Origin of the sequence: Amycolatopsis endophytica, from assembly GCF_013410405.1 — a bacterium.
GTDB lineage: Bacteria > Actinomycetota > Actinomycetes > Mycobacteriales > Pseudonocardiaceae > Amycolatopsis_E > Amycolatopsis_E endophytica.
In genome coordinates this window covers 2,193,248-2,206,089 of sequence record NZ_JACCFK010000001.1, presented here as the reverse complement: position 1 = coordinate 2,206,089, position 12,842 = coordinate 2,193,248, and the positions used below count along the sequence as shown (strand labels likewise).

Genomic DNA, 12,842 nt, shown 5'->3' with positions numbered 1-12,842 from the left:
GGCGCCATGGTGTCGCGGCACTCTAGGTGAGGGTGCGGGGGCGGACCGAGTTGGCGCGGTCGACCAGTTCGATGCGCTCACCTGCCGTGCCCGCCTGGCGGGCCAGGGCGCGGTAGCAGCGTTCGAGTCCGAAGCGGATGTCGCGTTCGGACAGTTCGCAGCCCAGGACCTTCGCGCTGGTGCGGTATCCCGGCGGCGCGCCCTGCACGTAGGAGAAGGCCGCTTCGAGCACCTCCGCCGACATCCGGGTGTGCCGCTCGCCGTCCAGGCGCAACTGCTCCAGCTTGGTGCTCGCGTCCACCAGATCGGCCTCGCTGACCTGCGTGTTCGGCCCGGCCGCGCGGGTCTTGACCTTGATCGCGGCGACCCGCGCGGCGACGTAGTGCGTCGACGCGGACGGCACCGACTCCAGCACCTCGATCGCCCCCGCCCGCGCGCCCTGCGCCAGGTACACCCGCGCCAGCCCGAACGCCGCGCTCACGTATGACCGGTCGGTGCGCCACACCTGCTCGTACAACCGCGCCGCGGTGAAGTAGTCGCCGATGCCCTCCGCGCTCGCCGCGAGCGCGAGCTTCGGCGCGATCTCGCCGGGCAGGTCGTCGTACACTGTCTCGAACGCGACGTTCGCGACCCGCGGCCGTCCGCCGGCCAGCTCGATCAGCCCGCGGTGCCAGTCGATGCGCCAGTCGTGCGGGTACCCGGCCCGGATGGCCAGGTACTGCGCGGCCTGCAGCTGGCGGCTCGCCTCGGTCAGCTCGCCCAGTTCGATGCGCGCCCGGACGATCCGCAGCCGCACCTCGATCGAGTCCGGCGGCGCACCGGCCAGCGCGTCGATCGCGGCACGCGGATCGACGGCCGTGGTCGTCGCCAGCACGCCCGCCGCCGGGTCGTCCGTGTCGACCTGCGGGATCGGCAGGCCGGACACGACCTCGACGGCGTCCGGCAGCGGCACCGTCCAGCCCGCCTCCGGCACGACCAGGTCCACGCCGAAGGTGTTGGTCTCCGGACCGAACACAGTGGACACCGCGGGCCGCGGTTTTCCGGTGCCCATCGCGATGATCTCGCGCAACACCCCGGCCAGCTGGTCGGACATCTCCTCCGCGGAGAGGAACCGGCGGTCCGGATCGGGATGCGTCGAGCGCTTGAGGAACCGGTAGTAGGAGCCGAACAGCTTGAACAGCGGGATCTCGTCCGGCGTCGGCAGCCCGGCCTTGTACTTCGTGGTGTAGCCGTTGAACTCGAAGCTCAGCACGGCCAGGGTGCGGCCCACGGTGTAGAGGTCGGACGCGATCGACGCGCCGTGCGTGGTCAGCTCCGGCGCGCTGTAACCGGTGGTGAAGAACAGCGGGCTGGTGTAGTCGTCGGTCCGCCGCACCGCGCCCATGTCGATCAGCTTGAGCTGCTCGTGGGTCTGGATCACGTTGTCCGGCTTGAGGTCGCAGTACAGCAGGCCCTGGCCGTGCAGGTATCCCAGCGCGGGCAGGATTTCCAGGCCGTAGGCGATGACCTGCGCGATCGGCAGCGGTTCCGGGCGTCCGGCGGCGCGCTGGTGGGCCAGCGCGAGCTGCCGCAGTGACTGCCCGCCGATGTACTCCATCACGATGTAGCCGATGGCGTGCCCGGTCCGCGCGTCCGGGTGCTGCACGAAGTTGTAGATCTTGACGATGTTCGGGTGCTCGACCTCGGCCAGGAACCGGGTCTCGTTCACCGCCGCCGCGACGGCCGTCGGATCGCCGGTGTCGATCAGTCCTTTGAGGACGACCCAGCGATCGTTGACGTTGCGGTCCTTGGCGAGGTAGATCCAGCCGAGCCCGCCGTAGGCGATCGCGCCGAGCACCTCGTACTGACCGCCGACCAGATCCCCCGCCTGGAGTGTCGGCAGGAACGAGTAGGCGGCGCCGCACTTCTCGCACACGCCCTCCGGGCCCGCCGAGCCGCGTCCGACCTTCGCGGAGCAGTTGCCGCAGTAGCGCTTCTCCTCCGAGACCACCGGGTTGGCGAGCACGGCCGACGCCGGATCGCGGTAGGGCACCGGCGGCACCTCGACCAGGCCGGCGCCGAGACGGCCCCGCCGGGAACGCCTCCCGGTGCGCCGCGAAGTCCCGGGGAACGCGCCGGTGCCCGTCCCCGTTCCGGTTCCCGGGCCGGTGCCGGGCTGGCTGCCCGAGCCGGTGTGGCGGCCGCTGGACTGCTCGGGCAGCACGCTGTCGGTGCCCGGATCGGGCAGCACCCCGGGGCCGCTCGGTTCGGGCGGCGGCGCGGGCGGGCGGATCATCTCGGTCATCGGGGCGGGCGAGGCGAGCACGCTGGTGAGCTGCACCTCGTCCGGCTGCACCGGCTGCGCCGGCGGGCGGACCGGCTCGATGATCTGGGTCTCGGCGGCCGAGGGCACCGGCTCGTTCAACGGCGTGCGGCGGGGCTCGTCGTCGAGCGAGCCGGTGATCGGCTGGTCGTCCGGGCGTGCGTGACGCGGACGGCGATCCTGTTCGGACACTGTGGACGCCCCCTCAGCGGTAGGACACGGTCGGCGGCGAACCCGGGCCGAGGTCCCGCTCGATCCAGTACTTGTACGCGTTCTGCCAGGCGCTGCCGTTGCGGACGTTCTCCAGCACGGCGTTGACGAAGCGGACCATGTCGTCCTGCCCGAGCGGGATGCCCACGCCGTAGAACTCCTTGGTGAACGGCTCGCCGACGACCTCGAGGTTGGGGTCCTGGCGCGCCATCCCCGCGAGGATCACGTCGTCGGTGGACACCGCGTCGACCTGGCCCTGCTGGATCAGCAACAGGCAGTCCGACCAGTTGTTCACCGACACCGGGATCGGGTGCGACGGCGCCTGGGCGATCGAGGCCAGCGACGTCGAGTTCGTGGCCGCGCAGACGCGCTTGCCGCCGAGGTCCTGCATGCCACGCACCCCGGAGTTCTTCGCCGCCAGCACCGCCTGCCCGGCCTGGTAGTACGGCGCGGAGAACGCGACGTCCTTCATCCGGCTGCAGGTGATGCTGTAGGTGCGGACGACGATGTCCACCTGGTGGTCCTTGAGCGCCTGCTCACGGGCCGACGACGGGATGGCCACCCACTGGATGTGCCCCTCCCAGTCACCGAAGATCGACGCCGCGATCTGCTTGACGATCTCGATGTCGAAGCCCTCGAGGTTGCCGCTGGACGGGTTGAGGAAGCCGAACAGGTAGTTCGTCTGGTCCACGCCGGCGATCAGGCGGCCGCGGTCGCGGATCTTGTCCATGGTCGAACCCGAGGGCATCGACCCGTTGGGCGAGAGGCTGCGCGTATCGCAGTTGTTGTCGGCCGAACTGCCCGCTCCGGTGTCCCCGCCGCCGACCCCGGCCGGAACCGGCGCCTGCACGTCGCCGACCGGCGCCGGATCGGCGGGCGTCCCGGCGCTGCCGCACCCGGCGGCCAGCAGTGCGACGGCCGCCACGAGAGCGGCGAGCTTCCCCCGAGCCATCAGCGGTACTCCCTCAGCCTGTCCCGAATCCCCATCGTCGCGCCGCCCGCGGCGACCACCGCCAGCACCGCGAGGCCGGGCGCGAGCAGCGTCAGCGCCCGGTCACCGCCGCGGGTGTCGTCCAGGAACGACTGGCGGCCCTGCTCGATCGCGGCGACGAGCGCGTCGTCGAGATTGGCGAACGTCGTCGCGGCGCCGCCCTGCACGGACGAGTCGACCGCGAGCTTCACCGCGTCGGAGTAGGCGCCGTCGACGTCCTTGGCGCGGATCTCCTGGTGCGTGTCCAGCCACCGCTTGGCGCTGTCGGCCGCGCCCTGAACCTCGCGGCCCATCTCACCGGTCGCGAAACCCCGTGCTTCGTCGAGGAGACCGGTCACCTGCGGGGCGAGCGCGTCGAAGTCCTGTTCGTAGGTGCTGCCGTCGCCGCGGGCGACCAGCGTCAGCATCTCGTTGGCGCGGGCCTGCAGCGCCGCGATGCGGGCCCGGACCAGCACGTCGACCTGATGGCTGCCGTCCTCGTTGCCGCCCGCGACCAGCACGCTCTGCACGGTGACCGCCACCGCGCCCCACAGCAGCGCGACGACCGTCGCGGCGGTGGCCACGACGAGCCCGACGTTGAGTACGCGGTTGGTGCGGCGGGTCAGGTAGACCTGTGTCGCGATCAGCGCCGCGAGCAACGCGAGCACCAGCAGCGCGGCCGCCCACGGGAAATCGGTGGCGTCGTCCTGCTCCTCGGCCAGCCGGTCGGTGTCGATCCGGTACAGGTCCTGCGCGGCGGGCAGGATCGTGGTGCGCATGAGGTTGGACGCCTCGCGCAGGTAGGACGAGCCGACGGGGAAGCCCTGCCGCTTGTTCGCGCGCGCCGTCTCCACCAGACCGGTGTAGACGGGCAGCTGGCGGGACAGGGTCTCGACCTGCGTGGCCGCCTCGGCGACACCAGCCGAATCGGACGCGGCCTTCGCCAGCGCGACCCCGGCGCGGGCGATGTCGGTGTCGTAGCGCTGGCGCAGCGAAGGGGGCTCGACGCCGATCGCGAGGAACGCGCTCGCCGCTGTCGCGTCGGCGTCCGACAGCGACCGGTAGACCTCCTGCGACGCCGCGGCCAGCGGTTCGCGGTGGTCGATCAGGTCGTTGATCGTGTTCTTGCGCTCCTGCAGCGTGACCGTCGCGACGAGCCCGGCGACCAGTGCCAGCACCACGAGCCCGACCGCGATCACCGTCAGACGGCCCGGCGTGGTGCGTGCGGACCGCATGACACCGCGGACGGCGGATCCGGGCAGGTCGAGCAGGCCGGCCAGGCCCGAGCGCGGGGCGTTCGGTGATGGTGCGGGGTCCGGCGGTCCACCACCGGGGCCACCGGGCACGGCAGGCCGCGTCGCGGTCGCAGTCATCGGTTCCACCCCTCGCCCTCGAACCACACGGGCATGAAGGTACCGGACGGCACGATCTCCCGAACCGAGGTCGGCGAGATCGGCGGGCGCCGGACGAACACCGTTGCGGAAAGGGCGGAAACGAAGGCAGCCCCCGCCTCACGAGGAGACGGGGGCTGCCGTTCGAAGTCGAATCAGAGGACGCTGACCCCGGTGGCCTGCGGACCCTTCTGGCCCTGGCCGATCTCGAACTCAACCCGCTGGTTCTCTTCCAGGGTGCGGAAGCCGCGGCCCTGGATCTCCGAGTAGTGGACGAAGACGTCGCCGCCGCCCTCGTCGGGAGTGATGAAGCCGAACCCCTTCTCGGAGTTGAACCACTTCACGGTGCCCTGAGCCATGAAAAAATCTCCATATACTGCAAACAAAACGGCACACCACTTCGGTGCACCGGGTCAATGACGGATCGGTTTGCCTCCCCGACCGGGGAACCACTACGCCCGCCAAATCTTGCGAGCGTGTCTGAACACGAACACAAAATCTTTGAAGACCAACGCCAGTAGATCACAGATCCGCCGGGAGCGCTACCTCTTGCGACCCCGCTGGAACAGCGTGGACAGGCGGGTGTCGGGATCGATCACGTCGGGGTCCGTGCGCACGTCGACGACGCTGGGGCGCTGGTGCTGGAGCGCGCGCGTGATGGTCGGTTCGAGCTGTTCGGGTGACTCGATCGTGTACCCGGCGGCGCCGAACGAACGCGCCCACGCCGCGAAGTCCACGGCGGTCTGGGCGACCCCGTTCAGGCGCCCGTGCTTGACCGCCTGGTGCACGGCGATGTCGGCGTACAGGCCGTTCTGGAACACCACGATCAGGATCGGCGCGCGGTGACGCACCGCCGTCTCCAGTTCCTGCCCGGTCATCATCGCGGCGGCGTCGGAGATGACCGCGACGACCGTGCGCTTGGGTGCGGCCAGCTTCACGCCGAGCGCGGCGGGCACGGCGTAACCGCGCACGCCCTCCGGCGGTTCGATCTGGGTGTGCGGCTCGGTGAAGCACCAGTAGCGGTGCACGAACCGCGCGGTGTTGCCGGAGTCGGCGGTCACTACCGTGTCCTCCGGCGCGACTTTGCGCAGCACCCGCACGACGTCCGCCGGGTGCACCAGCGGGTGGTCCGGGCTGGTGCGCGGCGGGGTCATGTGGGTGTGGGTCGCGGCGTTGGCCGCCGAGCTGCGGCGTGACCGGGCGACCCCGACGGAGACCAGCTGCTTCAGGAACGGGGCGATCTCGCAGTCGATCCGGAACGTCAGGCCGCGCCGGTGCGTCGCGGGCAGTCCGGGACCGATCACCACGAGTGTCTGCGACGAGCTCGGGTACCGGTTGTTCTGGGTGGTGACCTCGTCCAGGCGGGTGCCGACGGCCAGCACGACGTCGGCTCGGTCGAGCGCGTCGAGCTGGCCCGGCGGGATGCCGACCCCGAGGTGGCCGGCGTAGCGCGCGTGGTTCTCCGGGAAGCTGTCCTGGCGGCGGAACGCGGTGTAGACCGCGAGGCCCAGCTGTTCGGAGGCGACGATCAGGTCCTTGCGGGCGGCGCGGCCGATGCCACCCGCGATCACCACCGGGTAGCGCGCGTCGGCCAGCAGCGCGGCGACCTCGTGCGCGGAGCGCAGCACCGCGCCGGTGTCGTCCGGCACCGGTTCGGGCTCCGGGATCTCGCCGTCGAACGGGGCCACCCAGAAATCGGCGGGCACCGCCAGCACCGCGGGTCCCTTGCGGCCGGTGCGGGCGGCCCGCGCCGCCCGCGCGGCGAGCACCGGCACCTGCGCGGCCGTCTCGGCGCGGCCGGTCCACTTGGCGAACGGGCCGAACATCGCGAGCGGGTCCGGTTCGGCGAGCCCGTCCTGGATGCCGGGACCGCTCAGCCGGACGCTGGCGCGCTCCTCGACCAGCACGACCATCGCCGTACCGTCCTGGTACGCCGAACGGGTGGCGACGAGGAAGTTCGCGATGCCCGGGCCAGGTCCGCCCAGCAGCAGCGCCGGAACCTCGCGCAGCTTGCCCTCGGCCTCGGCCATGAACGCGGCGCCGGTGTCCTGCCGTGCCGTGACCAGCGCCATCAACGGTTCGAACCGGAGGGCGTCGAGGAGTTCGAGGAACGCGCCACCGGCAACGGTGTAGGCACGCCGGAGCCCGGCGTCGACCAGCACCCGGACCGTGATCTCGGCGACGGTCCATCCCTCTTCGTACCCGATGGGAGAAGGTTCCCAGCGTCGCGCTGGTCCGGTCAAGTGATCTTGAGATTCCCGGTCGAGTGAACGATCACCCGAGGGTAGTTGCCCGTAGGCTGCCGATCGTGACCTCCTACCCGCACTGGCAGCAGGTTCCCACCCGCTGGAAGGACAACGACGTGTACGGGCACGTCAACAACGTCGTCCACTACGCCCTGATGGACACCGTGATCAACACGTGGCTCGTCGAGCGCGGCGGCCTGGACATCCACGGCGGCGGCGTGATCGGCCTGTGTATCGAGTCGCACTGCAACTACCACGCGTCGGTCGCCTTTCCCGAGGTGCTGTCCGTCGGCCTGCGCGTCGGGCACCTCGGCCGCAGCAGTGTGCGGTACGAAATCGGCCTGTATCGGGAGAACCGGGACGAACTGGTCGCCGAAGGTCACTTCGTGCACGTGTTCGTCGACCGCGGGTCCCGCCGTCCGGTGCCGTTGGCGGGGAAGCTGCGGGAGTCGCTGGAGGCGCTCAGGGGCGCCTGACACGGGCACGCCCGCTGCGGGCACCGGCCCGGGGGACGGAGCACCGGCGACCGCGCCGTCGCCATCGAGAACACGGTCGCGAATATGCGTTCCGGATTACCGCGCCAATTCACTTGGAAGATCACGCGAATCTCCCTCGCCTGATACCGACATCCCTGCCCGCGTTTCATGGTGCCCGCCGTCACCCGGCACGCCGCACCGCCGAACCGGCGTCGCGTCACGGGATTCGGGTTCACCGACAGTGAGCCCGGTTGGCTTCCCACCACCCGTTCGCCGAGTAACGGGCCGGGGCGGGCTCCTCCGGACTGGTCATCGCGCCACCGGCGATTCCCCGCCGATACGGCCATCCGGGTGGACGGATAATTGGTCGGTTATTTTCCGCCGGGCCTGCTCCTGTCGGCGGGTGGCGTGTGCCACGCGGCTAAGCTGCGAACCGCAATGACGTTCGACGGTGGGTGAGAACGGGTGATCACAGGGTTCGGCGTGACGGTCGCGGTGAGCGCGGCGCTGGTCGCCGTGTGGGCGTTCGTCTCCGCCGCGCGGGGCCGCGAACCGGGACGCGCGCTGCTCGTGGCGCTCGGTGTGGTCGAGGTCCTCATCTTCGCGCAGCTGGTCGTCGGGGTCGTGCTGCTGGTCGCGGGCGACCGGCCGCACAGCATGGTGACCTACCTGGCCTACCTCGTCGGCTCGCTGGTGATCCTGCCGGTGGGTGCGGCGTGGGCGCTGGCCGAGCGCAGCCGGTCGAGCACGGTCATCCTGGGCGTCGCGTGCCTGGCGATCCCGGTGATGGTCGAGCGGATCCACCAGATTTGGGGTGCCGGACATGGCTGAGCCTTCCGAGCAGGGCACGCGGCGCAACACCGCGACCGGACCGGGACGGATCCTGGTCGCGGTGTACGGGATCTTCGCACTGGCCGCCACGTCCCGCGCGGCGGTGCAGATCTCGACGAAGTGGCACGAGGCACCACTGGCCTACACGCTCTCGGCGCTGGCCGCGGTGATCTACATAGTGGCCACGATAGCCCTGGCCCGCCGCGGCGAGGGTTCGTTCCGCCTGGCCGTGGCCGCGGTCGGGATCGAACTGCTGGGCGTGCTCGTGGTGGGCACGCTGAGCGTGTTCGACCAGGAAGCCTTCCCGGACGCCACGGTATGGTCGGGTTACGGCGAGGGGTACCTGTTCATCCCACTCGTGTTGCCGATCATCGGCCTCCTCTGGCTGCGCCGAACGGCCCACCACTAGCCCGACGCCGTCCCCGGGGCGCCCCCAGGGCTCCGACCACCCACGGCGGGTCGCTAAGCTGAGGTGACGGGCCGTTAGCTCAATTGGTAGAGCTGCGGACTTTTAATCCGTAGGTTCTGGGTTCGAGCCCCAGGCGGCCCACTTCATTCCCGCAGGTCGCGCCGCCATTCTGCTGGCACATCCTCTGCAGATGCCTTCGCCGAAGCGGAGTTGGGCGCCGAGAGCATGCTGGGCTCCGAGCGCCCGTCGGGCGCGATGCGATCGTCTCTGCCGCCGTCGAGCTCACGCGCGGCAAAGGTCTGGATGAGTGGACCATCCGGGACGTCGCGAAAGCCCTCGACGTCTCCGTGTGCTCGCGAGATACCGACTCCCCGACGAAGACCTGCCATGGCAAACCTGGTGGCGGCAATTCCTCACCAACTTGCGTACGGATCAGCCGGGCAGCCGAGATCACGCACCGGCTGCGGCCGCCGTCACCGGCCTGGAGACCGTACTCAGCCTGCCGACACGCCGCCCCTGATCCCGGCCGCGACCCGCTTGCGGCGCCGGTTGAGCAGCACCGCCACGAGCACGAATGCCTCCAGCTCCGGTTTCAGCAGCGGCAGATCGGCCGTCACGGTCGAATCGGCCGGACCGTTCCGTTGAATCGTTCCTGCTGCCGGGTCGTCCTCGCCGGCCATCGTGTACTCCCGGCCGGGCATCGCGGTCTGCCGGAATTCGTAGTCCTGTCCCGAGGCGTGCAGGTTCCACCGCCAGCCCACCCGGTCGGTGCTCGCCAGCACCGCGCCGTCCGCGCCGAACAGCTCGCACAGCCTGCTGAAACGATGCAACCGGACGCTGTAGCCAGAATCGTCCACAGTGAACTGCGCGCTCCGCCGTTTCAGGACGAACTCGGGCAGTACCCGACCGTCGCGGATGAGCGTGTACTGCCGGCCCAGCCGGCTGGTCCTCTTCGCGATCAACATGCGCTCAGAACACCATCGGCGGGCCGGCCGTACCCCTGCCATTTGTCATAGCCCCGATCAGGCGGGCTCCGCCGGGCAGAACGCGCCGTGCGCGGTCCGGTCGCCGGTGACCAGGTAATCGGTCACCGTATCGTTCCCGCACTTGTTCGGGCCTTCGAGGTACGCGGTGTGCCCGCCCTGGTCGATGGTCACCATCTCGGCCCGGCCGCCGAGAGCGGCCCGCATCCGCAGCGCGCCCGGCAGCGGCGTCGCCGGATCCCGCAGGTTCTGCACGATCAGCACGTTGGCTGGTCCGCGGCCGGTGATCCGCACCTTCGGTTCCGCCGGGGCCGGCCAGAACGCGCACGGGCGGATGTTGGCCGTGAACGCGCCATACATCGGGTAGCGGAGTCGGTCGGCCGCGACGTTGCGCTGGTAGGTACGCACCGACGTGGGCCAGCGGGAGTCACCGCACGCCACGGCAAGGTAGGCCGCCGGGAAGTTGTCGCTGTACGGCGCGCCGGTGCCTTCCGGATCCCCGGTCGGCTGGTTCGTGTCCAGGTTGTGCCAGAGTTCGGCCAGCATGCCCAGGGTGCTTTCGGTCCGGATGTACCCCGCGGTGACAGCCCGGAAGGCCGTGCCGTCGTAGCCCTGCACGGGGGTCTTGTCCAGCCGTGCGGCAAGGTCGAAGTACTTCGCGGTCACCTGCGCGGGTGTGCTGCCCAGCTGGTACTTCGCCGGATTGGCGGCGGCCAATCCGGCGAAGTCCGGGAACCGGATCTGGAAGCCGAGCGCCTGGTCACGCAGCGCGTCCACGGTGTAGCCCTCCGGGGGCAGGCTGCTGTCGAGCACGACCCGGTCGGTGGTGTCCGGGAACAGCGTGGTGTAGACCGCGCCCAGATACGTACCGTAGGACGTGCCGTAGTAAGACGCCTTCTTCTCACCCAACGCGGCACGGATCCGGTCCATGTCCCTGGCCGTGTTCGCCGTGGTCATGAACGGCAGAGTGGCCGCGGTTTTCGAGCCGTGGCACTGATTCGCGATGGTCTTCGCGACTTCGGCCTGCTTCGCCACGTCGGCCGAGCTGTGCGGATACGGCGGATTCGCGGCCACCGCGCCCTCTTCGGGGGTCAGGTTGCAGGTCACCGGCGCGCTCTGGCCGACACCGCGGGGGTCGATGCCGATCAGGTCGTAGCTGTCGCGCAACTCCTGCGGGTAGGGCAACAGCGCCGGGATCGGCGTTCCGGGCAAGCCCGGTCCGCCCGGGTTGATCAGCAGCACACCCCGTCGTTTCGCCGGGTTTTTGCTGGCCAGCCGGGAAATCCCGATCTCGATTCTCGGTCCGTCCGGATTCCGGTAGTCCAGCGGGACCGGCACCTTCGCGCACTGCAGAGCGGCTTCTTGGGGGCTGGGGCAGGCGCCCCACTGCAAGGGTGCGGGCTCGGCGGCACCGGCCGGCGCGGCGGCCGCTCCCGCCACGGCCAGCACGGCGAGCGCCGTGGTCAAGATCCTGCGCATCGGGCTTTCTCCTCCTCGGATGAAACGGCTTGACCACAGGACACCACCACGAACCGGGGCGCACCCCTGCCATCTGTCACAGCCCAACGAGTGACGAGCCGGCGAATTCGGGCCGTAACCATGACCGACGTGGGAAAATGCGAACCCGGCGAGTTCTCCACCCGGCAGTGGCCGGACTGGAGCTTCCGGAAGAACCGGCCGGACACCGTCCAGGGGCCGGGGTCCCGTCATCGTGCTCACCGGGCTGTCCGCGCTGTTCCTGATCGTGCGGATCATCGAGGTCGCGGACCGCCCGCTCGGCTGCGCCTGCCGCTTCAGCTACTCCTGTCGCACCTGCTTCGGCCGCACCAGCTGCCTCGGCAGCACCGGCCACCCCGACCGAAGCATGATCCGGCTCCTCCTCGCCGACGACCAGGCCCTCATCCGCGGCGCGCTGGCGTCCATGCTGCGGATGACCTGGCACAACCACCGCGCGGCGAGTGGCGTCGTTGTGGCGGGGCAGCCGGTGTCCTGAGTGGACGAACTGAGCGGCGCCACCGGCCCGGTGACGCCGCTCAGCAGGGTTGAGCGGAAGACGTGGTCAGAAGTCCATCGTCCGAGGAGTGAGCGGCACCGGGGCTTTGCCGCGGTGCAGGCGATTGGTCATCGTGCCGAGCCGTTCGATCTCGACGGTCACCTCGTCGCCCTCGCGGAGCCACGGGTACTTGTCGCGGCCGTGGGTGCCGCCCAGCTCGAGGATGCAGCCGCCGCCGACGGTGCCGCCGCCGATGACGTCGCCAGGCCTGAGCCAGACGTTGCGGGAGGCGTAGGACAGCATCTCGGCGAAGCTCCAGTTGATCGACGACCAGTTCCCCCGCGTGTACACCTCCCCGTTCACCGATGCGGTCATCTCGAGGTCGAACCCGTGACCCGAACGCCGGTCCTCGATTTCGTCGGGCGTCACCAGGAACGGACCGAGGCCGATGCCGGCGTCCTTGCCCTTGGCCGGCATGGGGGCGCGGCCGAGCTCCTCCGCGAGCACGTCGCGCACGCTCCAGTCGTTGAGGATGCAGTAGCCCGCGATGTGCTGCTCCGCCTCGTCGGGCGTGAGGTCGATCCCGGCCTTGCCGACGACGCAGGCGATCTCGAGTTCGTAGTCCATGTTCGTCGCCTGTCCGGGGATGCTGACGTCGTCGCCGTCCCCGACCATGTTGGTGTTGTTCGTGTAGTAGAAGATCGGCAGCTGGAGCAGCTTCTCGTCGAACTTCTGCCCGAGGTTGATGATGCTGGTCCGGTAGTGCTGGAGAAAGGACGAGAAGTCCCGGATCGACGGCGGCTGCGCGAGCAGCGGGCGGAGCCGCACGTCGTCGAGCGCGACCACCTCCAGCGGGGAGCGGGTCGCCTCCCCGGCCGCGTCACGCAGCCTGCTGCCGTCGTCGCCGAGCAGCTCGACCAGGCCGGTGGCGGAGCGGAGGCCGTACACCCGGTCACCGTCCACGAGCCCGAGCTTGTCGGTGTCCGGGGCATCCGCCGTCCGGTAGTTGATCCATCGCATCGGTTGTCTCC

General features: G+C 70.2%; 12 protein-coding genes and 1 tRNA gene. 5 read left to right on the top strand and 8 right to left on the bottom strand.

Annotated features, from left to right (window positions below; genetic code table 11):
- Window positions 1-22 precede the first annotated feature (22 nt).
- The 5 genes from HNR02_RS10975 to HNR02_RS10955 all read right to left on the bottom strand — a co-directional run bounded on the left by HNR02_RS10975 (window position 23) and on the right by HNR02_RS10955 (window position 7,080).
- Window positions 23-2,494, bottom strand: coding sequence for a serine/threonine-protein kinase (locus HNR02_RS10975; RefSeq protein WP_179773037.1), 2,472 nt, complete (start codon window positions 2,492-2,494; stop codon window positions 23-25).
- 13 nt (window positions 2,495-2,507) lie between these two features.
- Entirely contained in the window at window positions 2,508-3,464 is a 957-nt protein-coding gene (locus HNR02_RS10970; RefSeq protein ID WP_179773036.1) for a glutamate ABC transporter substrate-binding protein, read from the bottom strand.
- A complete protein-coding gene (locus HNR02_RS10965) occupies window positions 3,464-4,855 on the bottom strand; it encodes a GlnX family signal transduction membrane protein (protein ID WP_179773035.1) in 1,392 nt (463 codons plus the stop codon). Before HNR02_RS10965 ends, HNR02_RS10970 begins: the two co-directional genes overlap by 1 nt.
- Window positions 4,856-5,028: 173 nt before the next feature.
- Complete coding sequence (locus tag HNR02_RS10960; protein WP_179773034.1) at window positions 5,029-5,232, bottom strand: cold-shock protein; 204 nt, start codon at window positions 5,230-5,232, stop codon at window positions 5,029-5,031.
- A 183-nt stretch (window positions 5,233-5,415) separates the two neighbouring features.
- On the bottom strand, window positions 5,416-7,080 hold the full coding sequence (locus HNR02_RS10955; RefSeq protein ID WP_446680332.1) for a thiamine pyrophosphate-binding protein: 1,665 nt from the start codon (window positions 7,078-7,080) through the stop codon (window positions 5,416-5,418).
- Window positions 7,081-7,178: 98 nt separating this feature from the next.
- On the opposite strand from HNR02_RS10955, the gene HNR02_RS10950 reads away from it, so the two are divergent.
- From HNR02_RS10950 to HNR02_RS10935, 4 genes are all read left to right on the top strand, one after another.
- Complete coding sequence (locus HNR02_RS10950) at window positions 7,179-7,595, top strand: acyl-CoA thioesterase (protein WP_179775846.1); 417 nt, start codon at window positions 7,179-7,181, stop codon at window positions 7,593-7,595.
- Between the two features lie 465 nt (window positions 7,596-8,060).
- Entirely contained in the window at window positions 8,061-8,426 is a 366-nt protein-coding gene (locus HNR02_RS10945) for a hypothetical protein (RefSeq protein WP_179773033.1), read from the top strand.
- Window positions 8,419-8,835 carry a hypothetical protein gene (locus tag HNR02_RS10940; protein ID WP_179773032.1) on the top strand — a complete coding sequence of 139 codons (417 nt, stop codon included), beginning with the start codon at window positions 8,419-8,421 and terminating at the stop codon, window positions 8,833-8,835. Before HNR02_RS10945 ends, HNR02_RS10940 begins: the two co-directional genes overlap by 8 nt.
- A 68-nt stretch (window positions 8,836-8,903) precedes the next feature.
- A tRNA-Lys gene (locus HNR02_RS10935) sits at window positions 8,904-8,976 on the top strand.
- 353 nt (window positions 8,977-9,329) lie between these two features.
- Here HNR02_RS10935 and HNR02_RS10930 read toward each other — a convergent pair.
- Together HNR02_RS10930 and HNR02_RS10925 are read right to left on the bottom strand one after the other, a co-directional pair.
- A complete protein-coding gene (locus tag HNR02_RS10930) occupies window positions 9,330-9,800 on the bottom strand; it encodes a hypothetical protein (RefSeq protein ID WP_179773031.1) in 471 nt (156 codons plus the stop codon).
- Window positions 9,801-9,857: 57 nt separating this feature from the next.
- Window positions 9,858-11,297 carry an alpha/beta hydrolase gene (locus HNR02_RS10925; RefSeq protein WP_179773030.1) on the bottom strand — a complete coding sequence of 480 codons (1,440 nt, stop codon included), beginning with the start codon at window positions 11,295-11,297 and terminating at the stop codon, window positions 9,858-9,860.
- A 232-nt stretch (window positions 11,298-11,529) separates the two neighbouring features.
- Here HNR02_RS10925 and HNR02_RS35030 point away from each other — a divergent pair, with 232 nt between their 5' ends.
- Window positions 11,530-11,811 carry a hypothetical protein gene (locus tag HNR02_RS35030; protein WP_218902778.1) on the top strand — a complete coding sequence of 94 codons (282 nt, stop codon included), beginning with the start codon at window positions 11,530-11,532 and terminating at the stop codon, window positions 11,809-11,811.
- A 66-nt stretch (window positions 11,812-11,877) separates the two neighbouring features.
- Here the strand turns inward: HNR02_RS35030 and HNR02_RS10915 are convergent, their stop codons facing one another.
- Window positions 11,878-12,831 (bottom strand): fumarylacetoacetate hydrolase family protein, encoded by a 954-nt coding sequence (locus tag HNR02_RS10915; RefSeq protein ID WP_179773029.1) that lies wholly within the window; start codon window positions 12,829-12,831, stop codon window positions 11,878-11,880.
- Window positions 12,832-12,842 lie beyond the last annotated feature (11 nt).

Bases quoted from the DNA above. Each gene is read 5' to 3' on its own strand.
- HNR02_RS10970 (WP_179773036.1), bottom strand. From the start codon at position 3,464: ATGGCTCGGGGGAAGCTCGCCGCTCTCGTGGCGGCCGTCGCACTGCTG.
- HNR02_RS10915 (WP_179773029.1), bottom strand. From the start codon at position 12,831: ATGCGATGGATCAACTACCGGACGGCGGATGCCCCGGACACCGACAAG.
- HNR02_RS10925 (WP_179773030.1), bottom strand. From the start codon at position 11,297: ATGCGCAGGATCTTGACCACGGCGCTCGCCGTGCTGGCCGTGGCGGGA.
- HNR02_RS10965 (WP_179773035.1), bottom strand. From the start codon at position 4,855: ATGACTGCGACCGCGACGCGGCCTGCCGTGCCCGGTGGCCCCGGTGGT.
- HNR02_RS10960 (WP_179773034.1), bottom strand. From the start codon at position 5,232: ATGGCTCAGGGCACCGTGAAGTGGTTCAACTCCGAGAAGGGGTTCGGC.
- HNR02_RS10940 (WP_179773032.1), top strand. From the start codon at position 8,419: ATGGCTGAGCCTTCCGAGCAGGGCACGCGGCGCAACACCGCGACCGGA.
- HNR02_RS10930 (WP_179773031.1), bottom strand. From the start codon at position 9,800: ATGTTGATCGCGAAGAGGACCAGCCGGCTGGGCCGGCAGTACACGCTC.